Origin of the sequence: Streptomyces sp. NBC_00289 (assembly GCF_041435115.1) — a bacterium.
Taxonomy (GTDB): Bacteria; Actinomycetota; Actinomycetes; order Streptomycetales; family Streptomycetaceae; genus Streptomyces.
Genome location: NZ_CP108046.1, coordinates 7984594 through 8005693, shown reverse-complemented (window position 1 = coordinate 8005693; position 21100 = coordinate 7984594). Strand labels below are relative to the sequence as shown.

Sequence of the window (21100 nt, the reverse complement as noted above, 5' to 3'; positions counted from 1 at the left end):
CACCCGCAGCCGCCCTGTGTTTTACAGGTACTGACCGGTGTTCGCCACCGTGTCGATGGAGCGTCCGGTGTCCGCGCCCTGCTTTCCGGTGATGAGGGTGCGGATGTACACGATCCGTTCGCCCTTCTTTCCGGAGATGCGGGCCCAGTCGTCCGGGTTGGTGGTGTTGGGCAGGTCCTCGTTCTCCTTGAACTCGTCCACGCAGGCCTGGAGGAGGTGGGAGACGCGGAGGCCCTTCTGGGTGTGTTCGAGGAAGTCCTTGATCGCCATCTTCTTGGCGCGGCCCACGATGTTCTCGATCATGGCTCCGGAGTTGAAGTCCTTGAAGTAGAGGACTTCCTTGTCGCCGTTGGCGTAGGTGACTTCCAGGAAGCGGTTCTCCTCGGATTCCGCGTACATGTGTTCCACGGCCGTCTGAATCATGCTCTGGACGGTGGTGGTCCTGCTGCCGCTGTGCTCGCCGAGGTCGTCGGCGTGCAGGGGGAGGCGCTCGGTGAGGTACTTGCCGAAGATGTCCTTGGCGGCTTCCGCGTCCGGACGCTCGATCTTGATCTTCACGTCGAGCCGGCCGGGGCGCAGGATGGCGGGGTCGATCATGTCCTCACGGTTGGAGGCGCCGATCACGACCACGTTCTGCAGGCCTTCCACACCGTCGATCTCGGCGAGCAGCTGCGGGACGATGGTGTTCTCCACGTCCGAGCTGACACCGGAGCCGCGGGTGCGGAAGAGGGATTCCATCTCGTCGAAGAAGACGATGACGGGAGTGCCCTCGCTGGCCTTCTCCCGGGCACGCTGGAAGACGAGGCGGATCTGCCGCTCGGTCTCACCCACGTACTTGTTGAGGAGTTCGGGTCCCTTGATGTTGAGGAAGAAGCTCTTGCCGGTGGCCTGTCCGGTCACCTCGGCGACCTTCTTGGCCAGCGAGTTGGCCACGGCCTTGGCGATGAGCGTCTTGCCGCATCCGGGGGGCCCGTAGAGCAGCACACCCTTGGGTGGCCGCAGTTCGTGCTCCTTGAAGAGGTCTGGGTAAAGGTAGGGGAGCTCGACGGCGTCGCGGATCGCTTCGATCTGGCCGCCCAGACCGCCGATCTGCTCGTAGCCGATGTCCGGCACTTCCTCGAGGACGAGTTCCTCGACCTCGCTCTTGGGCACGACCTCGTAGACGTAGCCGGAGCGGGGTTCGAGCAGCAGGGCGTCGCCGGGTCGGATGACGACGTCCAGCAGTGGCTCGGCGAGCCGTACCACCCGTTCCTCGTCGGTGTGCCCGACCACGAGGGCGCGCTCGCCGTCCTCGAGGATCTCCTTCAGGGTGACGATGTCGCCGACGCTCTCGTACTCCATGGCCTCGACCACATTGAGAGCCTCGTTGAGCATCACCTCCTGGCCGCGCCGGAGCTCTTCGAGCTCGACGCTGGGGCTGACGTTCACCCGTAGCTTGCGGCCGCCGGTGAAGATGTCGGCCGTGCCGTCCTCGTTCGCCGTGAGGAAGACTCCGAAGCCGGCCGGTGGCTGTGCGAGCCGGTCGACTTCCTCCTTGAGGGCCACGATCTGGTCGCGGGCCTCACGGAGTGTGTTGGCGAGTCGCTCGTTCTGGGCGGACACGCCGGCCAGATTGGTCTGCAGCTCGACGATCCGCTCTTCGAGAATCCTCGTGTGTCGCGGAGAGTCGGCGAGCTTGCGTCGCAGGACGGCGATCTCCTGCTCAAGGTAGGCAATCTGCCCGGACGGGTCGTCGGACCCTCGTCCCGGGCGGATGCCGCGGTTCATGTCGTCGTCGTGGGCTGCCACGGTCCTCACCTCCTCCAAGGGGAGCTGGACGCTTCCAGACCCTACCTGGGCGGGTGTCGATTGAAACCCCTAGATCACAAAGACTGTCGGGGTGTGTCCGATCTTCACCCTTGCGCTCTCCCTCACGCCAGGGGAATACCCACCGAACATGATTGGAAAGCTGCCGGAGGTAGGGTCGAACTGTTCAACACCCGTCAGAGCTGGCCGGATTCCCGTTCAGCTCGGCGCTGAAACGGCAGGAGAACATGAGCGTGCAGCAGGAGGCCGGGGCCGACAGTGGGGCGCTGGAGGTCTGGATCGACCAGGATCTCTGTACCGGTGACGGTATCTGCGCCCAGTACGCGCCCGAGGTGTTCGAGCTGGACATCGACGGTCTGGCCTATGTGAAGGGCGCGGACGACGAGCTCCTGCAGGACAGGGGCGCGACAACACCCGTGCCGCTGCCGCTGCTCACGGATGTGGTCGACTCCGCGAAGGAGTGTCCGGGCGACTGCATTCACGTACGTCGCGTTTCGGACAGCGTCGAGGTGTACGGACCGGACGCGGAGTGATCGGCTCCGCACGCCGTGTGATGACTGTCTGATTTCTCACAGCCGGGTGGCGTGGGTCAGACGCTGTGGGATCCGGCAGGTGTCGAGCGCATGAACGAGCCGTTCTTCCACTGCCACTTCGCGCTGTCCGTCACGTCCGGGCAGCAACTGGGCACGTCGGCGGTGGAGTAGCCGAGCAGGGTGGCCAGGACAGCTCCGTCACGCACGGTGAACTGGCTGACGGTGAGACGGTCCTTCGGGTCGACCAGGGTGGCGACCAGGCGCGGTGTGCCGGAGTCCTTGGCGCGGGTGAGGACGTACACGGCGTCGGGTGGGGTGCCCATGGCCGCGTCGCAGTGCACGACGACGACCGTCTCCGGCCTGCCGTCACCGTCGAGGTCTCCGGAGGCCTTCTTCTGCACGAGGGCCTTCACCGGACCGCACTGGATCGGGAAGGCGACGCCCGTGGGATCGGGTGCCGTGGTGACGACCGGGGCGCTTCTGGCCGCCGGGCCGGCTGCCTGGGCCGCCGTGGCCGGGTTGGGCTGGAGCATCGAGGACAGGGCGACCACACCGGCCACGGCTGTGGCCGTGGCGACCCAGTGGATCGGTCGGGTGTGCGTGTGTGCCAGTTCCGGGACGGCGGATTGCTGCACGAGGAAGTTGTCTCCTGTGAGGGCTGTGCCGGTGGGGGTGGCCAGCATGGTGCCACACGTCACAGGGCGTGGGAACGGCGGGGTCAGGACTTTGTGTGCCGGAGCTGCGGATGTTCTCGCCACGCATGCGCGGGACGGCAGCCGGGCGGCGCCGAGGACGTGCGGCCGGGGCCCTTGCGGTCGCGGTGGGCGTCGTCGCGGTGGGTGTCGTCGCCGCTGACGGTGTGACGATCGGTGTCGTCACCGGCGGCTTCGCGGCGGTGGTTGTTGTCGCGTCAAACGGAAAGCGCCGTGGCCGAGTTCCCGGTACTGGTCGGGAACTCGGCCACGGCGTCGTCACGTTGGCGGGGGCACGGGGCCGGACTCAGCGGCCGACGCCTCCGTCGGCGTTGGGGCCGGTGTAGTCCTCGCCGTAGGCACCCTTCGCGGGGCGGCGGCGGCGCATGGGGGGCTCGACGCCGTCGGCGAGGCGGCGGGCGGTGAGCAGGAAGCCGGTGTGGCCGATCATCCGGTGGTCCGGGCGGACGGCCAGGCCCTCCACGTGCCAGTTGCGGATCATCGACTCCCACGAGGTCGGCTCGTTGAAGGAGCCGATCTCACGGATGGACTCGACGGTCCGGGCGAGCTGGGTGGTGGTCGCGACGTAGCAGCACAGGATGCCGCCGGGCACCAGGGCCTTGGAGACGGCCTCCAGGCACTCCCAGGGCGCGAGCATGTCGAGGATGACGCGGTCGACGTCGGTGTCGCTCAGGTTGTCCTGGAGGTCGCCGACGGTGAGCTGCCAGGCGGGGTGCGGGCCGCCGAAGTAGCGCTCCACGTTCTGCTGGGCGATCTCGGCGAAGTCCTCGCGCCGCTCGTAGCTGTGCAGCATGCCCTGGTCGCCGATGGCGCGCAGCAGGAAGCTGCTGAGCGAGCCGGAGCCGACACCGGCCTCCACGACGCGGGCGCCGGGGAAGATGTCCGCGAAGGCAAGGATCTGCCCCGCGTCCTTGGGGTAGACCACGGCGGCGCCGCGGGGCATGGACAGGACGTAGTCGGGGAGCAGGGGGCGCAGCGCGAGGTAGGCGACGTTTCCGGTGGTGCGGACAACGCTGCCCTCGGGAGCGCCGATCAGCTCGTCGTGCGGGAAGGAACCCTTGTGGGTGTGGAAGTTCTTCCCGGCCTCGAGCGTGAACGTGTAGTGGCGGCCCTTGGGGTCGGTCAGCTGTACCTGGTCCCCGACCTTGAAGGGCCCGCGCCTGCGGGCGGCACCGGTCGGTTCGGACATGTGACCAGCCTACCGGCCTTTGCGCGGGCGGCCGACCATCCGTGGACCGGGCACGGGCCCAGGTCCCGGAGGGTCCGGCAGAGCTCTAGGAGGATGCCGACGGTCTGGCCATGGCCTTGACGAAGGCGCGTTCCACGTCGGCCGCGGACAGGACGCCGTAGATCTCACCGCTGTCCTCGATCACCAGGTACTCGGTGGCGGGGGTGGCGCGCAGGACGTCCAGGAGGTCCTCGCCGGCGAGCTCCGCGGAGACGCACATGCCGTCGGTGAGGTCCTGGGCCAGGCCGCCGACGGCGACCCAGGGGCGGCGGTGCTCCGGTACGCCGACGATGGCGGCCTCGCGGACGAGGGAGAGGGGTTCGCCGTCCGCGTCGACGACGACCAGGGCGCGGGCTCCGGCGTCGTTGGCGCGGCGCAGTGCTTCGGAGAGCGGGGTGTCGGTCTGGACGGGGACCGCGCGGCGGGTGAGGTTGCGGGCGCGCAGGTCGGGCAGGTGCTCGCGCAGCCGTGCCATGCGGAGGCTGTTGCCCGCGCCGGTCCAGATGATCGCGGCGAGGATGGCGGCCAGCAGGGCGTCCATGACGGTGTCCATGCCGACGTTGTCCTCGGCGTTGGAGCCGAGCGCCCCGGACTGGGTGAGCAGGGGGAGGCCGATCAGGACGGCGACGGCGAGGAGGCGGCCGACCCAGGCGGCGGCGACGGTGCCGGTCATCGGCCTGCCGGTGAGCTTCCAGACGACCGCGCGGAGCATGCGGCCGCCGTCGAGGGGCAGGCCGGGCAGCAGGTTGAAGCCGGCCACGATGAGGTTGGAGACCATCAGGCCGGCCAGCAGGACGCCCGGGACGGTGCCGGGCTCGACGCCCAGCATGGCGAGGTAGAAGAGCCCCGAGAGGACCAGGGAGAGCAGCGGTCCGACGAAGGCGAGGACGAACTCCCGGCCGGGGGTCTCGGCCTCCTTCTCGATCTCCGAGACACCGCCGAAGAACTGGAGTTGGATGCGGCGGACCGGGAGCTTGAAGCGGAGTGCGGCGACCGTGTGGGCGAGTTCGTGGACCAGGACGGAGGCGTAGAAGGCGACCGCGAAGAAGAGGGAGACGAGGTAGCGGAGGGCGCCGAGCTCGGGCAGTACGCGGTCGAGCTGGCCGCCGAACACCCAGGTGATGAGGGCGGCGACGAGGAACCAGCTGGGCGCCACGTAGACGGGCACGCCGAAGGGCCGCCCCATCAGCAGTCCGCCGCCGGGTTCCTTGGGGCGTCGGGGCGGACGGGCCTTGGTCACGCCGGAGTGGGCGAGCGAGCGCTCGTGGGTGGGGTCCGGCGTGGGGGTGGGAGCGGGGCCGGGCGGGAGGTCCGGGCTGCCGGCGGCGGCCGTGTCGTCCTGGCCGCTGCCGGTGGGGCTGACATCGCTGTCGGTGGGGCTGTCGCCGCTGTCCGGGTTGTCGACGGGGGTCGGGTCGCCGGGGGTGGGGTCGTCAGTGGTGGAGTCGTCGTGCGGGGCCGGGTCCGGGTGTGTGGGGCCGGGCGCCGGGGTCGCGGGACCCGCGTGGTGCTCGGCCGGCTCGTCGGTGCCGGACCGCGGCTGCCCGCTCCCGCCGCTCTCGTCCACGATGTCCCCTCGTTCGAAGCGTCTCCCGCCTGCCCGGTGGGAGGGTCTCGGGTCGATGGTATGCGGCCGTCGCCGTGCGTTCCGCCCCGGCACCCCCGTGTTCGCCCGCCGTCGCACCGGTCGTCGTCGCGGCCGTGCGACCGGGCGTTGACGCGGCTGGGTCACTGTCAGTGGCGGGCCGTATGGTCTGTGGTCATGGAGACGAGTGCGGAGGGCGCCGCGGAGGCCCACGGCAGTGATACCGCGGCGGCGGTCGGGGACGGGGTCGCGGTGACGGCGGCCGGTGTGGAGGTGGTCGGGGCCGAGGCGGTGGGCACGGCCGCGGGCGCCGGGGTGGCGGTCGTCGCCAGAGCGCCGGCGTCGCTGTCGCCGTCGCGGGCCAGCGACTTCATGCAGTGCCCGTTGCTGTACCGGTTCCGGGTGATCGACCGGCTGCCCGAGAAGCCGAGCGAGGCGGCGACCCGGGGCACGCTGGTGCACGCGGTCCTGGAGCGGCTCTTCGACGCCCCGGCCGCCGAGCGCACCGCGCCGCGCGCCAAGTCCCTCATCCCCGGCCAGTGGGACCGGCTGCGGGAGAGCCGGCCGGAGGTCGTGGAGCTGTTCGCCGAGGATCCGGAGGGTGAGCGGCTGGCCCGCTGGCTCGGTGAGGCGGAGCGGCTCGTCGAGCGCTGGTTCGCGCTGGAGGACCCGACCCGCCTCGAGCCCGCCGAGCGGGAGTTGTTCGTCGAGGCCGAGTTGGACTCGGGGCTGCGGCTGCGCGGGATCATCGACCGGGTGGACGTGGCGCCGACGGGTGAGGTGCGGATCGTCGACTACAAGACCGGCAAGGCGCCGCGGCCCGAGTACGCCGAGGGTGCCCTGTTCCAGATGAAGTTCTACGCGCTGGTCGTCTGGCGGCTGAAGAACGTGGTGCCGCGGCGGCTGCAGCTCGTCTATCTCGGCAGTGGTGACGTGCTGACGTACGACCCCGTCCTCGCCGATCTGGAACGCGTGGAGCGCAAGCTGCTCGCGCTGTGGGAGGCGATCCGGCTGGCGACGGAGACGGGTGAGTGGCGGCCGCGGCCCACGAAGTTGTGCGGTTGGTGCGATCACCAGGCGCACTGCCCGGAATTCGGTGGTACTCCCCCGCCGTATCCGCTGGAGGTCGGGGCCGCCGAGGCCGGCGGGGCCGCGCAGGGCAGAATGGGGCCGGACTAGCCGAAGGAGACTTACGTGGCCATCCGCGTCCTACTGGTCGACGACCAGCCGCTCCTGCGTACGGGCTTCCGCATGATTCTGGAGGCGGAGCAGGACCTCGCGGTCGTCGGCGAGGCCGGAGACGGCCTGCAGGCCCTCGATCAGGTGCGGGTGTTGCAGCCCGACGTGGTGTTGATGGACATCCGTATGCCGCGGATGGACGGCGTCGAGGCGACCCGGCAGATCACCGGGCCCGGGCGGGACGGCCCGGCCAAGGTGCTGGTGCTGACGACGTTCGATCTCGACGAGTACGTGGTGGAGGCGCTGCGCGCGGGGGCCAGCGGTTTCCTGTTGAAGGACGCGCCGGCCAACGAACTGGTGCAGGCGATCCGGGTGGTGGCCTCCGGTGAGGCGATGCTCGCGCCGAGCATCACGCGCCGACTGCTCGACAAGTACGCCACGCATCTGCCGTCCGGTGACGAGCCGGTGCCGGACACGCTGCACACGCTCACCGACCGCGAGGTGGAGGTGCTGAAGCTGGTGGCGCGGGGGCTGTCGAACGCCGAGATCGCCGCCGACCTCTTCGTCAGCGAGACCACCGTCAAGACGCACGTGGGTCACGTCCTGAACAAGCTGGGACTGCGGGACCGGGTGCAGGCCGCGGTGTACGCGTACGAGAGCGGTCTGGTGCGCCCCGGCGCGCAGTAGGACGTCGGCCGTACGGCGAAGGGCGCCCCCTCGGTGGAGGGGGCGCCCTTCGTCGTACGCGGGGCGTTGCTCAGCTCACGCCGCGGCTGAGCTCCCACAGCTGGAGGGTGGCGGAGGAGTTGAGCGCGTAGGCGGTGCCGGTGACGTTGTCGCGGGCGGCGACGTACTGCTTGCCCTGCCACAGCGGGAGGATCGGGACGTCGTCGGCGACGATGTCCTGGATCTCCGTCAGGCTGGTGGCCGCGGCCAGTCGGTCGGCCTCGCGGCGGGACTCCGGGATCAGCTTGGTGCGGATCTGGGCGTTCGCGTAGGGCAGCTTGAGGAAGTTGTCCTTGTCGAGGAACGGCGCGAGGTAGTTGTCCGCGTCGGGGAAGTCGGGGAACCAGCCCATGCCCCAGACCTCGTACGTGCCCTTGCGCTCGGCCGGTACGAACGTGTCCCAGGCGGCGCCCTTGATGGTGACGTCGAACAGGCCGCTGGCGTTGAGCTGCTTCTGCAGCAGCTCGAACTCCTGCTTGGTGGCGGAACCGTAGTGGTCCGTCGTGTAGTTGAGCGTCAGCTTCACCGGGGTGGTGATGTTGGCCCCGGTGAGCATGGCCTTGGCCTTGGTGACGCTCGGGTCGCCGTACTTGTTGAAGAACGAGTTGGAGTGGCCGGTGATGGACGCCGGGACCAGCGAGTACAGCGGCTCGGCCGCCGAGCCGTACACCTTGGAGACCAGTTCGCTGCGGTTGACGATCTGGGCCATCGCCTGGCGGACGGCCTTGGTCTTCACGCCCGGGTCGTCGGTGTTGAAGGCCAGGTAGCGGATTTCCAGACCGGGCATCTCGACGAGGTCGACGTTGCCGTCCGAGGCCTCGGTGAGCTTCTTGATCTGCGCCGGCGACATGGTGCGGGTCATGACGTCGAGGTCGCCCTTGGCGAGGGCGTCGCCCATGTCGTCCGCGCTCTCGAACGAGCGCATGTCGACCTCTTCGTTGTTCACCTTCAGCGTCCCCTTGTAATTGGGGTTCTTGGTGAACACGGCGTTGGTCATCTCGTCGTTCTTGACGTCGGCACTCAGGGTGTAGGGGCCGGAGCCGTCCACGTCGAAGCCGTCGCGCAGCTTGTTCTTCTCGTAGTCGTCGGGGTTGACGATGCCGGCGACGGGGGTCGACAGCTTGAACGGGAAGGTGGCGTCGGCGGTCTTGAGGTGGAAGATGACCTCACGGTCGCCCTGGGTCTCGACGGTGTCGATGGTGGACAGCAGGGCGAACACACCACTGTCGGCCTTGATCGCGAGGGCGCGGTCGATGGAGTACTTCACGTCCGCGGCGGTGATGGAGTCGCCGTTGGCGAACTTGAGGCCGTCGCGCAGCTTGCAGGCGTAGCGCTCGTTGCCGCTGTCGGTGAAGCCGCAGCTCTCCGCCGCCTCGGGGACGGGGTCACCCTCACCCTTGGGCTGGATCATCAGGGTCTGCACGGTCTGGCGCAGGATGTTCCAGGTGCCGACGTCGTAGGCGTAGGCCGGGTCGAGAGGCGCGGGCGCGTCCTTGGAGGCGGTGAACCGGTCCGTGGTGCCGACGACGATCGCGTCCCCGCCGCTCCCACTGCCGGACCCGCCACAGGCGGCGAGCACCGGAGCGAGCAGGCCGACCACGGCAGGCAGCACCAAAGTCTTGCGGTTCATGCTCGTGTTTCTCCAGAGCTGTTCAGGTCCGTGTACCCGGCATGCAGGGGTGTCGCGGCGGATCACGGGGGTAGGGGCGATGTTCTCGCCTTGAGATTAGTCCGCACCAGCATGAGGGTTCGCCGTCATCGGAGTTGAGACCCCATCACGCAGCGAAACCGGCTGCGGACAGACCGAAAACCCGACAGGGGAAGGATTAGTGCAGCGTTCCACCAATCGGGACACAAGGGCACGTCCGTGCCCCCCGAAACGGGGTGAACAGCACACCGGAGGTTCACTGTCGACCCCTGCTCGCGTGGTGAACCTCACAGCTCCGGCGAGCTGGGGCAGTACCGGAATTCGGCCACCCGACAGGTTTCGAATTCTTTCGCGGGTCTCGCTCGGAAATTCCCCGTCTATCGCCTTGCACGCTGGGTGAACAGCTAGCGCATTTCCGTCATCAGCCCGCGCAGGAATACCAGGTCGACCTGTTCGAGGGAGCCGACGACGGTACGCCGGGGGGCCGGACCGATCGGGGCCACGGAGGGCACGACCACCACATGGCAGCCCGCCGCCTCCGCCGAGGCGACCCCGGTGGCGGTGTCCTCGACGACCGCGCATCTGGCCGGATCCACGCCGAGCCCGGCGGCGGCGAACAGGTACGGGTCGGGGTGCGGCTTGGTCCGCGAGACCTCGTCGCCGGCGACCGTCAGCCCGAACCGGTGGCCGAGGGAGGTGAGCACCCGGTCGATGATCCGCCGGTGCGAGGCGGAGACCAGGGCGGTGGGGATCTCGTGGGCGGACAGCTCGGCCAGCAGGCGGGCGGCTCCCGGCATCAGCGGCAGGGTGCTCCTGATGCGCTCCTCGAACCCGTTGTTGAGCAGCACCGCGAGTTCGGGGAGGGCGATGTCGGCGCCGGTGGCCTCGATCAGGAAGCCCGCGCTGCGGGTCATGGGGCCGCCGACCACGACATGGCGCCAGGAGTCGTCGAGGGTGTGGCCCAGGCGGGCGAAGATCTCGACCTCGACGTCCCACCAGAAGCCCTCGGTGTCCACCAGGGTTCCGTCCATGTCGAGGAGAACGGCCTGCAGAGCTGAGCCTTCGGCCGTACGGGTTCCGAGCGCGGGGACCGTGCTGGTCATCCTGGCGCACCTCCTTGAGGGACGACCAGGCCGGTTCCCACGAAGGGAACCGGCCTGCAGTGGACCGACCAGTGTACGACTTATCCGATCAGTGTGCGTCTTTGCCGATCATCGCGCGTGTTTCGGGGGTCATCGGGCGTTGAAGTACTTGGCTTCCGGGTGGTGGATGACGATGGCGTCGGTGGACTGCTCGGGGTGGAGCTGGAACTCCTCGGAGAGGTGGACGCCGATGCGCTCCGGCTGGAGCAGTTCGGCGATCTTGGCGCGGTCCTCGAGGTCGGGGCACGCACCGTAGCCGAGGGAGAAGCGCGCACCGCGGTACTTGAGGGCGAACATGTCCTCCATCGCGCCGGGGTCCTCACCGGCGAAGCCCAGCTCGCTACGCACCCGCGCGTGCCAGTACTCGGCGAGCGCCTCGGCCAACTGCACGGACAGTCCGTGCAGTTCGAGGTAGTCGCGGTAGGCGTTGGCCTCGAACAGCTTGGCGGTCTCCTCGCCGATCCGTGAGCCGACGGTGACCACCTGGAGTCCCACGACGTCCGTCTCCCCCGACTCCTCCGGGCGGAAGAAGTCGGCCAGGCACAGCCGGCGGCCGCGGCGCTGGCGGGGGAAGGTGAAGCGGGTGCGCTCGTTGCCCTGCTCGTCCAGGAGGATCAGGTCGTCGTCCTTGGACACGCAGGGGAAGTAGCCGTAGACGACGGCCGCCTCGAGCAGGTTCTCGGTCTGGAGCTTGTCCAGCAGCCCGCGCAGCCGGGGTCGGCCCTCGGTCTCGACGAGGTCCTCGTACGTGGGTCCCTCGCCGGTGCGGGCCTGCTTCAGGCCCCACTGGCCCTTGAACAGCGCGCCTTCGTCCAGCCAGGTCGCGTACTCCTTGAGCTGGATGCCCTTGATGACCCGGGTGCCCCAGAACGGCGGCTGCGGGACCGGATTGCCGACGGTCACGTCGGAGCGGACGTGGCCCTCCTCCGGGCGCTCCTCGACCACCGTGTCGACGGCCGCGCGGACCCGGCGCTGCTTCAGCTCGGGCAGCTTCGCCCCCGGCACGCCCCGCTTGACGCCGATCAGCGCGTCCATCAGGCGCAGGCCCTCGAACGCGTCCCGGGCGTAGCGGACCTCACCGTCGTAGATCTCGTGCAGGTCCTGCTCGACGTAGGCGCGGGTGAGGGCGGCGCCGCCGAGGATCACGGGGAAGTCGGCGGCGAGCTTGCGCTGGTTGAGCTCCTCCAGGTTCTCCTTCATGATCACGGTGGACTTGACCAGCAGACCGGACATGCCGATCACGTCCGCGCGGTGTTCCTCGGCGGCCTCCAGGATCGCCGACACCGGCTGCTTGATCCCCAGGTTGACCACGTTGTAGCCGTTGTTCGACAGGATGATGTCCACGAGGTTCTTGCCGATGTCGTGCACGTCGCCGCGGACCGTGGCCAGCACGATGGTGCCCTTGCCCTCCGCGTCCGACTTCTCCATGTGCGGCTCCAGATGAGCCACCGCCGTCTTCATCACCTCGGCCGACTGCAGCACGAACGGCAGCTGCATCTGACCCGAGCCGAACAGCTCACCGACCACCTTCATGCCGTCCAGCAGCGTCTCGTTGACGATGTCCAGCGCTGGCCTGCTCCGCAGCGCCTCGTCGAGATCGGCCTCCAGACCGTTCTTCTCCCCGTCGATGATCCGCCGCTTCAGCCGCTCGTCCAGCGGCAGCGCGGCCAGTTCCTCGGCCCTGCCCGCCTTCAGGGACTTGGTGGTGGCGCCCTCGAACAGGGCCATGAGCTTCTGCAGCGGGTCGTAGCCCTCGGCGCGCCGGTCGTGGATGAGGTCGAGGGCGGTGGTGACCTCTTCCTCGCTGAAGCGGGCGATCGGCAGGATCTTCGAGGCGTGCACGATCGCGGAGTCCAGGCCCGCCTTGACGCACTCGTCGAGGAAGACGGAGTTGAGCAGGATGCGGGCGGCCGGGTTGAGGCCGAAGGAGATGTTGGACAGGCCGAGGGTGGTCTGCACGTCGGGGCGGCGGCGCTTGAGCTCGCGGATCGCCTCGATGGTGGCGATACCGTCCTTGCGGGACTCCTCCTGACCCGTGCAGATCGTGAACGTCAGACAGTCGATGAGGATGTCGGCCTCGTGGATGCCCCAGTTGGTGGTGAGGTCCTCGATGAGCCGTTCGGCGATGGCGACCTTGGTCTCGACGGTACGGGCCTGGCCCTCCTCGTCGATGGTCAGCGCGATCAGCGCCGCCCCGTGCTCCCGGGCCAGAGCCGTCACCTTCGCGAAACGCGACTCCGGGCCGTCACCGTCCTCGTAGTTGACGGAGTTGAGGACCGCGCGTCCGCCGAGGCGCTCAAGGCCCGCGCGCAGGACCTCGACCTCGGTGGAGTCGAGCACGATCGGCAGCGTCGAGGCGGTCGCGAAGCGCCCGGCCAGCTCCCGCATGTCCGCGACACCGTCACGGCCCACGTAGTCCACGCACAGGTCGAGCATGTGCGCGCCCTCACGGATCTGATCGCGCGCCATCTCCACACAGTCGTCCCAGCGGCCCTCCAGCATCGCCTCACGGAACTTCTTCGACCCGTTGGCGTTCGTCCGCTCACCGATCGCCATGTACGCCGTGTCCTGCCGGAACGCCACCGTCTGGTACAGCGACGCCGCACCCGGCTCCGGACGCGGCTGACGCGCGGACGGCGTCAGATCCCGGACCCGCTCCACGACCTGCCGCAGATGCTCCGGCGTCGTACCACAGCAGCCACCGATCAGGGACAGCCCGTACTCGTTGACGAACGTCTCCTGCGCGTCCGCCAACTCCGCCTCGGACAGCGGGTAATGGGCGCCGTCCTTGCCGAGGACGGGCAGGCCCGCGTTCGGCATGCAGGAGAGCGGGATGCGGGAGTGGCGGGCGAGGTAGCGCAGGTGCTCGCTCATCTCGGCCGGGCCGGTGGCGCAGTTCAGGCCGATCATGTCGATGCCCAGCGGCTCCAGCGCGGTCAGCGCGGCACCGATCTCCGAGCCCAGCAGCATCGTGCCGGTGGTCTCCACGGTCACCGACACGATCAGCGGCAGGTCCAGGCCGGAGACCTCCAGCGCGCGGCGGGCGCCGAGCACGGCGGCCTTCGTCTGCAGCAGGTCCTGCGTGGTCTCCACGATGAGCGCGTCGGCGCCGCCCGCGGCCAGGCCCTCGGCGTTGCGCTGGTAGGCGTCACGGAGCGTGGTGTACGGGGCGTGGCCCAGGGTGGGCAGCTTGGTACCGGGGCCCATGGAGCCCAGCACCCAGCGCTGGCGTCCGTCCCGGGCGCCGTACTCGTCGGCCACCTCACGGGCCACCCGGGCACCCGCCTCTGACAGTTCGTACACCCGGTCGGCGATGTCGTACTCACCGAGCGCCGAGTGGTTCGCCCCGAAGGTGTTCGTCTCCACACAGTCGACGCCCACCGCGAAGTACTCGTCGTGGACCGAACGGACGATGTCGGGCCGGGTGAGGTTGAGGATCTCGTTGCAGCCTTCGAGCTTCTCGAAGTCCTCGAGTGTGGGCTCCTGTGCCTGGAGCATGGTGCCCATTGCTCCGTCGGCTACCACCACACGGGTGGCCAGCGCCTCACGGAGCGCGGACACACGGGTCCGGCTGTCGGCGGAAGGGGTGAGCGGCGACGAGGCCATGAACGGGCTCCCTCTAGGTGCGACGGCTGTCGGCTTTGCGCCCGGCCGTGGAACTCTCCGCGGTCGGCGCACGCCGCCAGGGTAACCGGGACCGTCAAGAGATGCCGGGAGCGTCCACGGGACGGACCGGGATGACGGACAGGTCACCGAAGGGATACGAGTGACGCAACATATGGGGGCCGAACATTGGCGGGAGGTCGGCAAGGACCGGTAGTGTTCGACATTGCCGAACGGCGGCAGCGACGTCGCGGGTCGACGGTCGAAGGGGACGGAGGCAGCACGGCGATGGCACGGAACATCCAGTCGCTCGAACGGGCGGCCGCGATGCTGCGGCTGCTCGCGGGCGGCGAGCGACGCCTCGGCCTCTCGGACATCGCCTCGTCGCTGGGCCTCGCCAAAGGCACCGCCCACGGCATCCTGCGCACCCTTCAGCACGAGGGCTTCGTGGAACAGGACGAAGCCTCCGGGCGCTACCAGCTGGGCGCCGAACTGCTGCGCCTGGGCACCACCTATCTGGACGTGCACGAACTGCGGGCGCGCGCCCTGGTGTGGACGGACGACCTGGCCCGCTCCAGCGGCGAGAGCGTCCACCTGGGCGTGCTGCACCAGCAGGGCGTGCTGATCGTGCACCACGTCTTCCGGCCCGACGACAGCCGGCAGGTCCTGGAGATCGGGGCCATGCAGCCGCTGCACTCCACGGCCCTGGGGAAGGTCCTGTCCGCCTACGACCCGGTCGCGCACAGCGAGGCGCTGGAGGCCGACCGCAAGCCGTTCACGGACCGGACGGTGTGCGAGCTGGAGAGCTTCGAGAGCATCCTCGACGTCACGCGCGCGCGTGGGTACGCGGCGGACGTCGAGGAGACCTGGGAGGGCATCTCGTCGGTCGCCGCCCCCATCCACGACCGGCGGCGCATGCCGGTCGGCGCGGTCGGCATCACCGGCGCCGTGGAACGGCTGTGCCGGGACGGGGAGCTGCGCCCCGAGCTGATCGCGGCCGTACGCGACTGCGCCCGCGCGGTGTCGCGGGACCTGGGCGCCGGACGGTTCTGAGAGTCGTACACGAACGGGCACGAAGGGGCCGGGACGGGAAGGACGTTCCGGCCCTTTGTCATGCCCAGACACAAGGGGCGAACCCACCGATCCACACGCAGGGTGCTCGCGCCGGGGCCGTCCGTATCCGAACTCAAGATCGATTACCGACGGCACTCAATAACGATCGCGTTTCCGGCAACCGGGCTCTTGACGTGCACGTAACCCCACAGCAAGACTCCCGTCCATCGGTCGGCATTGTCGAACACCTACCGGCAATACGCGCTAGAGTGTGACAACGCCAAGGGCCGTACCGCTCTCACTCCCGAGGGCAAGCTCGAACTCCCGGAGGGACCCGGGGTTCGGTCCCCTGGACGAAGGACAAAGGAGTCGCGGGTGTCCAGCTCCGACATCTTCATCGGCGAGACCATCGGTACCGCCATACTCATCCTGCTCGGCGGTGGCGTCTGCGCCGCCGTCACGCTGAAGGCCTCCAAGGCGCGCAACGCCGGCTGGCTCGCCATCACCTTCGGGTGGGGTTTCGCCGTACTGACGGCCGTCTACACCTCGGCGCCGCTCTCCGGCGCCCACCTCAACCCGGCCGTGACGCTCGCACTCGCGATCAAGGACGACGACTGGAGCAACGTTCCGGTCTACTGGGCCGGGCAGCTGCTCGGTGCCGCCATCGGCGCGACGCTGGTCTGGGTCGCCTACTACGGCCAGTTCCACGCGCACCTCACCGACCGGGAGATCGTCGGCGGTCCGGGCGCGCAGGCCACGAAGACCAAGGCCGTCGAGGCCCAGGAACAGGGCGCCGGCCCGGTGCTGGGCGTCTTCTCCACCGGTCCGGAGATCCGGGTCGTCTGGCAGAACCTCGCCACGGAGATCATCGGCACCATCGTGCTGGTCCTCGCCGTCCTCACGCAGGGCCTGAACGACAAGGGCAACGGCCTCGGCAACCTGGGCGCGCTCATCACCGCACTCGTGGTCGTCTCGATCGGTCTGTCCCTCGGCGGCCCGACCGGCTACGCGATCAACCCGGCCCGTGACCTCGGTCCGCGCATCGTGCACTCCCTCCTGCCCCTGCCCAACAAGGGCGGCTCCGACTGGAGGTACGCCTGGATACCGGTGGTCGGCCCGCTGATCGGCGGCGCGATCGCCGCGGGCATCTACAACGTCGCATTTGCTTAAGAGCATCGAACCCCACAGCTTCGGACATGACGACGACCATCGCGCCTCGTCCTCCGAGCACGGAGCACCGAGCCCCACAGCACGCGCCGTACGTACAGCCCCTCACCCACGGAACCTCCAGGAGCAGACAGTGACCGACGCGCACACCGCCGGCCCGTTCATCGCCGCGATCGACCAGGGAACGACCTCTTCCCGCTGCATCGTCTTCGACCGCGACGGCCGTATCGTCTCCGTCGACCAGAAGGAGCACGAGCAGATCTTCCCGAAGCCGGGCTGGGTCGAGCACAACGCCACCGAGATCTGGACCAACGTCGAGGAGGTCGTCGCCGGGGCCATCGCGAAGGCCGGCATCACCCGCGACGACATCAAGGCCATCGGCATCACCAACCAGCGGGAGACCACGCTCCTCTGGGACAAGAACACCGGCGAGCCCGTCCACAACGCCATCGTCTGGCAGGACACCCGCACCGACGCCCTCTGCCGGGAGCTCGGCCGCAACGTCGGCCAGGACCGCTTCCGCCGCGAGACGGGCCTGCCGCTCGCCTCGTACTTCGCCGGGCCCAAGGCCCGCTGGCTGCTCGACAACGTCGAGGGGCTGCGCGAGCGCGCCGAGGCGGGCGACATCCTCTTCGGCACCATGGACAGCTGGGTCATCTGGAACCTGACCGGCGGCGTCAACGGCGGCAAGCACTACACCGACGTCACCAACGCCTCCCGCACCATGCTGATGAACCTGCACACGCTGGAGTGGGACGACAAGATCGCCGAGTCCATCGGCGTGCCGCTGAACATGCTCCCGGAGATCCGCTCCTCCGCCGAGGTCTACGGCGAGGTCACCGGCGGCAAGCTGGGCGACCTGCTCGGCGGCATCCCGGTCGCCTCCGCGCTCGGCGACCAGCAGGCGGCCCTGTTCGGCCAGACCTGCTTCGCCGAGGGCGAGGCCAAGTCGACGTACGGCACCGGCACGTTCATGCTGCTGAACACCGGCGAGAAGATCATCAACTCGTACTCGGGGCTGCTGACCACGGTCGGCTACCGGATCGGCGACGACAAGCCGGTCTACGCCCTGGAGGGCTCGATCGCCGTCACCGGTTCGCTGGTGCAGTGGATGCGCGACCAGATGGGCCTGATCTCCACCGCCGCCGAGATCGAGACCCTCGCGCTCTCGGTCGAGGACAACGGCGGCGCGTACTTCGTGCCGGCCTTCTCCGGTCTGTTCGCCCCGTACTGGCGCTCCGACGCCCGCGGTGTGATCGCCGGCCTCACCCGGTACGTCACCAAGGCGCACCTCGCGCGCGCCGTCCTGGAGGCCACGGCCTGGCAGACCCGTGAGATCACCGACGCCATGACGAAGGACTCCGGCGTCGAACTCGCGGCCCTCAAGGTCGACGGCGGCATGACCTCCAACAACCTGCTGATGCAGACGCTCTCCGACTTCCTGGACGCACCGGTCGTGCGCCCGATGGTCGCCGAGACCACCTGCCTCGGTGCCGCCTACGCCGCCGGCCTCGCCGTCGGCTTCTGGACCAGCACCGACGACCTGCGTGCCAACTGGCGACGGGCCGCCGAATGGACCCCCCGCATGGACGCGGAGACCCGCGACCGTGAGTACAAGAGCTGGCTCAAGGCCGTCGAGCGGACCATGAGCTGGCTCGACGAAGAGGAGTAAGAACCCCACATGACCAGTCAGTCCACCCTGCAGTCCGTGCCTGCCCTGGGGACGCACCCGGCGTCCGGCTCCAACCCGAGCCGCGCCGAGACCCGGGAGCAGCTCTCCAAGGCGTCGTACGACCTTCTCGTGATCGGCGGCGGCATCCTGGGCATCTCCACCGCCTGGCACGCCGCGCAGTCCGGTCTGCGGGTGGCTCTGGTCGACGCCGGCGACTTCGCCGGCGCCACCTCCTCCGCCTCCTCCAAGCTCCTCCACGGCGGTCTGCGTTACCTGCAGACCGGCGCGGTGAAGCTGGTGGCGGAGAACCACTTCGAGCGCCGTGCGGTCTCTCGCCAGGTGGCTCCCCACCTGGCGAACCCGCTCACGTTCTACCTCCCCGTGTACAAGGGCGGGCCGCACGGCGCGGCGAAGCTCGGTGCGGGCGTGTTCGCCTACTCCGCGCTGTCGGCGTTCGGTGACGGCGTCGGGCACCTGCTGTCGCCGGCGAAGGCCGCGCAGGACGTGCCCGAGCTGCGCACCGACAACCTCAAGGCCGTGGCCGTGTACGGCGACGACCAGATGAACGACGCCCGCATGGCGCTGATGACGGTCCGTGCGGCCGTCGAGGCGGGCGCGGTGGTCCTGAACCACGCCGAGGTGACCGGCCTGCGGTTCACCAAGGGCCGGGTGACGGGCGCCGAACTGCGCGACCGCACCTCCGGTGACGAGTTCGGCGTCAACGCCCGTCTCGTGCTCAACGCGACCGGTCCGTGGGTCGACCACCTGCGCCGGCTGGAGGACCCGAACGCGGCGCCGTCCATCCGCCTGTCCAAGGGCGCGCACCTGGTCCTGAAGCGCACCTCCCCCTGGAAGGCCGCGCTGGCCACCCCGATCGACAAGTACCGCATCACCTTCGCCCTCCCCTGGGAGGACATGCTGCTGCTGGGCACGACCGACGAGGAGTACGAGGGCGACCCGGCGGACGTCGCGGTCACCGAGAAGGACACCGCCCAGATACTCGACGAGGCCGCGTTCTCCGTCCGTGACCAGCAGCTCGACCGTGACCTCATCACGTACGCCTTCGCGGGTCTGCGTGTGCTGCCGGGCGGGCCGGGCAGCACCGCGAAGGCCAAGCGCGAGACGGTCGTGACCGAGGGCAAGGGCGGCATGCTGTCCGTCGCGGGCGGCAAGTGGACCACCTTCCGGCACATCGGCCGTACGGTGATGCAGAAGCTGGAGGCGCTGCCGGGTCACCCGCTGGGCGAGGACTTCGAGCCGATCTCCTCGCTGCCGAAGAAGCTGCCGCTGCCGGGTGTCGCCAACCCCCGGGCCGTGGCGCACCGTCTCCTGGTCGACCACCCGGCACCGGGTCCCCGCATGGCGCCCGACACCGCCAGGCACCTGGCCACCCACTACGGTTCGCTGGCCTTCGACATCGCCCGACTGGCCAACGACAACGCCGAGCTGGCCGAGCGCGTCCACCCGGACGCCCCCGAGATCTGGGCGCAGGTCGTCTACGCCCGGGACCACGAGTGGGCCGAGACGCAGGACGACGTGCTGCGCCGCCGGACGACCCTGACGATCCGCGGTCTGGCCACGGACGAGGTGCGGGCGAAGGTGCAGGACCTGCTGGACAAGAAGTGACGACCCGGGACCGGCGCCCACCCCGACCGGGCGCCGGGCCCGCGTGAGGGGCGGCTCCACGCCGATGGAGCCGCCCCTTTCGGATGCCCGGTTGTCAGTGCCGGGTGTCCTCATGGGCGCATGAACAGGGATCGGGCCGACCCGGAGGAACTCGCGGCACGGCGAGCGGCGTTCGGCGTGGACGACGGTGGTGGGTCGGCGCTCGGCCGGCTGGCGGCGCACGCCTTCGAGGCGGATCACGGGGTGGTCCTGCCGGAGCCGTACCGGACCTTCGTGGCGGAGCTGACCGACGGCTCTTACCAGGGGCCGCCGGTGGCACCTCGACCTGAACGCTCCGCCTCTGCGGCCGGCGCACGATCCCCGGTCCACGCTCGACCACGCCGCGCACCCGGCGGACGTGCGGGACACCGTCGTCGACGGGCGGGTGCTGATGCGCGACCGGGTGCCGACGACGCTCGACGAGCAGGCCGTGATCGCCGATCTGGCATCAGTCTCCTGAACAGGCCCCATAATGTGCTGAGACATCCGATGTCCGGGCGACAGGGAGGCGGCCGTGGCAGTCACCGATGAGGCGATCGAGAAGATCAAGGGCATGATCGTCTCCGGCGCGCTGCGTCCCGGCGACCGGCTGCCCAAGGAGAGCGAACTCGCCGCCGAGCTGGGGTTGTCCCGCAACTCGCTGCGGGAGGCCGTGCGCGCGCTGTCGCTGATCCGGATCCTGGACGTACGGCAGGGCGACGGCACCTACGTGACCAGCCTCGATCCGCAGCTCCTTCTGGAGGCGCTGAGCTTCGTCGTGGACTTCCACCGCGACGACACGGTCCTGGAGTTCCTCGCCGTGCGGCGCATCCTGGAGCCCGCCGCCACCGCGATGGCGGCCCTGCGCATCAGCGAGCAGCAACTGGACGCGCTCACCGCGCAGTTGGACAAGCTGGGCGAGGCGCCCTCGGTGGAGGAACTCGTCGCCTGCGATCTGGACTTCCACCGGGGCATCGTGCAGAGCTCCGGCAACTCGGTGCTGTGCTCCCTGCTAGACGGACTCTCCGGCCCGACCACGCGGGCGCGGATCTGGCGCGGGCTGACCCAGGAGGACGCGGTCAGCGGGACCCTGCGGGAACACCGGGCGATCCTGGGCGCGCTGCGGGACCGGGACGCGGAGGCGGCGCGCTCCTGGGCGACGGTGCACATCGCGAGCGTGGAGCAGTGGCTGCGTTCGACGCTGTGAGTCCGGGCGCCGGGGCTTTCCCGGGGGGCGAGTTGCGCACGGGCGTGGCGGCGCGGCAGCTGTGCCGCCGCCACCCGAGTGGGTGAAACCACGTGCCCGGGCAGGCGTCAGCCGCCCGCCCGTGCGGCACGGAACAGCACCCTGATCTGAAGACCCCGAGGACCGCCCGAAGTGGGCCGTGGACAGCTCGGATG

Annotated in this window: 15 protein-coding genes and 2 pseudogenes; 10 read left to right on the top strand and 7 right to left on the bottom strand. The window is 69.5% G+C overall.

From position 1 onward, the window contains the following. Nucleotides 1–21: 21 nt before the first annotated feature. On the bottom strand, nt 22–1788 hold the full coding sequence (gene arc, locus OG985_RS36225; RefSeq protein WP_371672599.1) for a proteasome ATPase: 1767 nt from the start codon (nt 1786–1788) through the stop codon (nt 22–24). 245 nt (nt 1789–2033) lie between these two features. Here arc and OG985_RS36220 point away from each other — a divergent pair, with 245 nt between their 5' ends. Beyond that, a complete protein-coding gene (locus OG985_RS36220; RefSeq protein WP_371672598.1) occupies nt 2034–2339 on the top strand; it encodes a ferredoxin in 306 nt (101 codons plus the stop codon). A gap of 56 nt (nt 2340–2395) precedes the next feature. On the opposite strand, the gene OG985_RS36215 is transcribed toward OG985_RS36220, so the two are convergent. From OG985_RS36215 to OG985_RS36205, 3 genes are all read right to left on the bottom strand, one after another. Then, nucleotides 2396–2974 carry a hypothetical protein gene (locus OG985_RS36215; protein ID WP_371674591.1) on the bottom strand — a complete coding sequence of 193 codons (579 nt, stop codon included), beginning with the start codon at nt 2972–2974 and terminating at the stop codon, nt 2396–2398. A 364-nt stretch (nt 2975–3338) separates the two neighbouring features. After that, the gene (locus OG985_RS36210) at nt 3339–4241 is read right to left on the bottom strand and encodes a tRNA (adenine-N1)-methyltransferase (RefSeq protein WP_371672597.1); all 903 of its coding nucleotides are present in this window, start codon (nt 4239–4241) and stop codon (nt 3339–3341) included. 85 nt (nt 4242–4326) lie between these two features. Next, complete coding sequence (locus tag OG985_RS36205; protein ID WP_371672596.1) at nt 4327–5847, bottom strand: site-2 protease family protein; 1521 nt, start codon at nt 5845–5847, stop codon at nt 4327–4329. Nucleotides 5848–6042: 195 nt separating this feature from the next. On the opposite strand from OG985_RS36205, the gene OG985_RS36200 reads away from it, so the two are divergent. Together OG985_RS36200 and OG985_RS36195 are read left to right on the top strand one after the other, a co-directional pair. After that, complete coding sequence (locus OG985_RS36200; RefSeq protein ID WP_371672595.1) at nt 6043–7044, top strand: RecB family exonuclease; 1002 nt, start codon at nt 6043–6045, stop codon at nt 7042–7044. A 15-nt stretch (nt 7045–7059) separates the two neighbouring features. Beyond that, the gene (locus OG985_RS36195) at nt 7060–7731 is read left to right on the top strand and encodes a response regulator (protein ID WP_371672594.1); all 672 of its coding nucleotides are present in this window, start codon (nt 7060–7062) and stop codon (nt 7729–7731) included. A gap of 70 nt (nt 7732–7801) precedes the next feature. Here the strand turns inward: OG985_RS36195 and OG985_RS36190 are convergent, their stop codons facing one another. The 3 genes from OG985_RS36190 to metH form a co-directional block, all read right to left on the bottom strand. After that, nucleotides 7802–9400 (bottom strand): ABC transporter substrate-binding protein, encoded by a 1599-nt coding sequence (locus OG985_RS36190; RefSeq protein ID WP_371672593.1) that lies wholly within the window; start codon nt 9398–9400, stop codon nt 7802–7804. Nucleotides 9401–9822: 422 nt separating this feature from the next. Beyond that, complete coding sequence (locus tag OG985_RS36185) at nt 9823–10521, bottom strand: HAD family hydrolase (RefSeq protein ID WP_371672592.1); 699 nt, start codon at nt 10519–10521, stop codon at nt 9823–9825. 129 nt (nt 10522–10650) lie between these two features. Further along, complete coding sequence (metH, locus tag OG985_RS36180) at nt 10651–14166, bottom strand: methionine synthase (RefSeq protein WP_371672591.1); 3516 nt, start codon at nt 14164–14166, stop codon at nt 10651–10653. A 285-nt stretch (nt 14167–14451) separates the two neighbouring features. On the opposite strand from metH, the gene OG985_RS36175 reads away from it, so the two are divergent. The 7 genes and pseudogenes from OG985_RS36175 to OG985_RS36145 all read left to right on the top strand — a co-directional run bounded on the left by OG985_RS36175 (nt 14452) and on the right by OG985_RS36145 (nt 20906). Continuing rightward, nucleotides 14452–15216: an IclR family transcriptional regulator gene (locus OG985_RS36175; RefSeq protein ID WP_371672590.1), complete on the top strand. Its 765-nt coding sequence runs from the start codon at nt 14452–14454 to the stop codon at nt 15214–15216. Between the two features lie 375 nt (nt 15217–15591). After that, nucleotides 15592–16386 carry an MIP/aquaporin family protein gene (locus OG985_RS36170; protein WP_371672589.1) on the top strand — a complete coding sequence of 265 codons (795 nt, stop codon included), beginning with the start codon at nt 15592–15594 and terminating at the stop codon, nt 16384–16386. A gap of 130 nt (nt 16387–16516) precedes the next feature. After that, nucleotides 16517–18055: a glycerol kinase GlpK gene (glpK, locus tag OG985_RS36165; protein ID WP_371672588.1), complete on the top strand. Its 1539-nt coding sequence runs from the start codon at nt 16517–16519 to the stop codon at nt 18053–18055. A 9-nt stretch (nt 18056–18064) separates the two neighbouring features. Continuing rightward, a complete protein-coding gene (locus OG985_RS36160) occupies nt 18065–19681 on the top strand; it encodes an FAD-dependent oxidoreductase (RefSeq protein WP_371672587.1) in 1617 nt (538 codons plus the stop codon). Nucleotides 19682–19801: 120 nt separating this feature from the next. After that, nucleotides 19802–19993 (top strand): annotated as a pseudogene (locus tag OG985_RS36155) (SMI1/KNR4 family protein); the annotation flags it as partial. A gap of 7 nt (nt 19994–20000) precedes the next feature. Beyond that, nucleotides 20001–20180: pseudogene (locus OG985_RS36150) on the top strand (amidohydrolase); the annotation flags it as partial. Nucleotides 20181–20234: 54 nt separating this feature from the next. Then, on the top strand, nt 20235–20906 hold the full coding sequence (locus OG985_RS36145) for a FadR/GntR family transcriptional regulator (RefSeq protein WP_371672586.1): 672 nt from the start codon (nt 20235–20237) through the stop codon (nt 20904–20906). The last annotated feature ends 194 nt before the right edge of the window (nt 20907–21100 follow it).

Excerpts from the sequence above, each read along its gene's own strand:
- OG985_RS36220 (WP_371672598.1), top strand. The coding sequence starts at position 2,034 with ATGAGCGTGCAGCAGGAGGCCGGGGCCGACAGTGGGGCGCTGGAGGTC.
- OG985_RS36210 (WP_371672597.1), bottom strand. The coding sequence starts at position 4,241 with ATGTCCGAACCGACCGGTGCCGCCCGCAGGCGCGGGCCCTTCAAGGTC.
- OG985_RS36200 (WP_371672595.1), top strand. The coding sequence starts at position 6,043 with ATGGAGACGAGTGCGGAGGGCGCCGCGGAGGCCCACGGCAGTGATACC.
- OG985_RS36190 (WP_371672593.1), bottom strand. The coding sequence starts at position 9,400 with ATGAACCGCAAGACTTTGGTGCTGCCTGCCGTGGTCGGCCTGCTCGCT.
- OG985_RS36185 (WP_371672592.1), bottom strand. The coding sequence starts at position 10,521 with ATGACCAGCACGGTCCCCGCGCTCGGAACCCGTACGGCCGAAGGCTCA.
- metH (WP_371672591.1), bottom strand. The coding sequence starts at position 14,166 with ATGGCCTCGTCGCCGCTCACCCCTTCCGCCGACAGCCGGACCCGTGTG.
- OG985_RS36175 (WP_371672590.1), top strand. The coding sequence starts at position 14,452 with ATGGCACGGAACATCCAGTCGCTCGAACGGGCGGCCGCGATGCTGCGG.
- OG985_RS36160 (WP_371672587.1), top strand. The coding sequence starts at position 18,065 with ATGACCAGTCAGTCCACCCTGCAGTCCGTGCCTGCCCTGGGGACGCAC.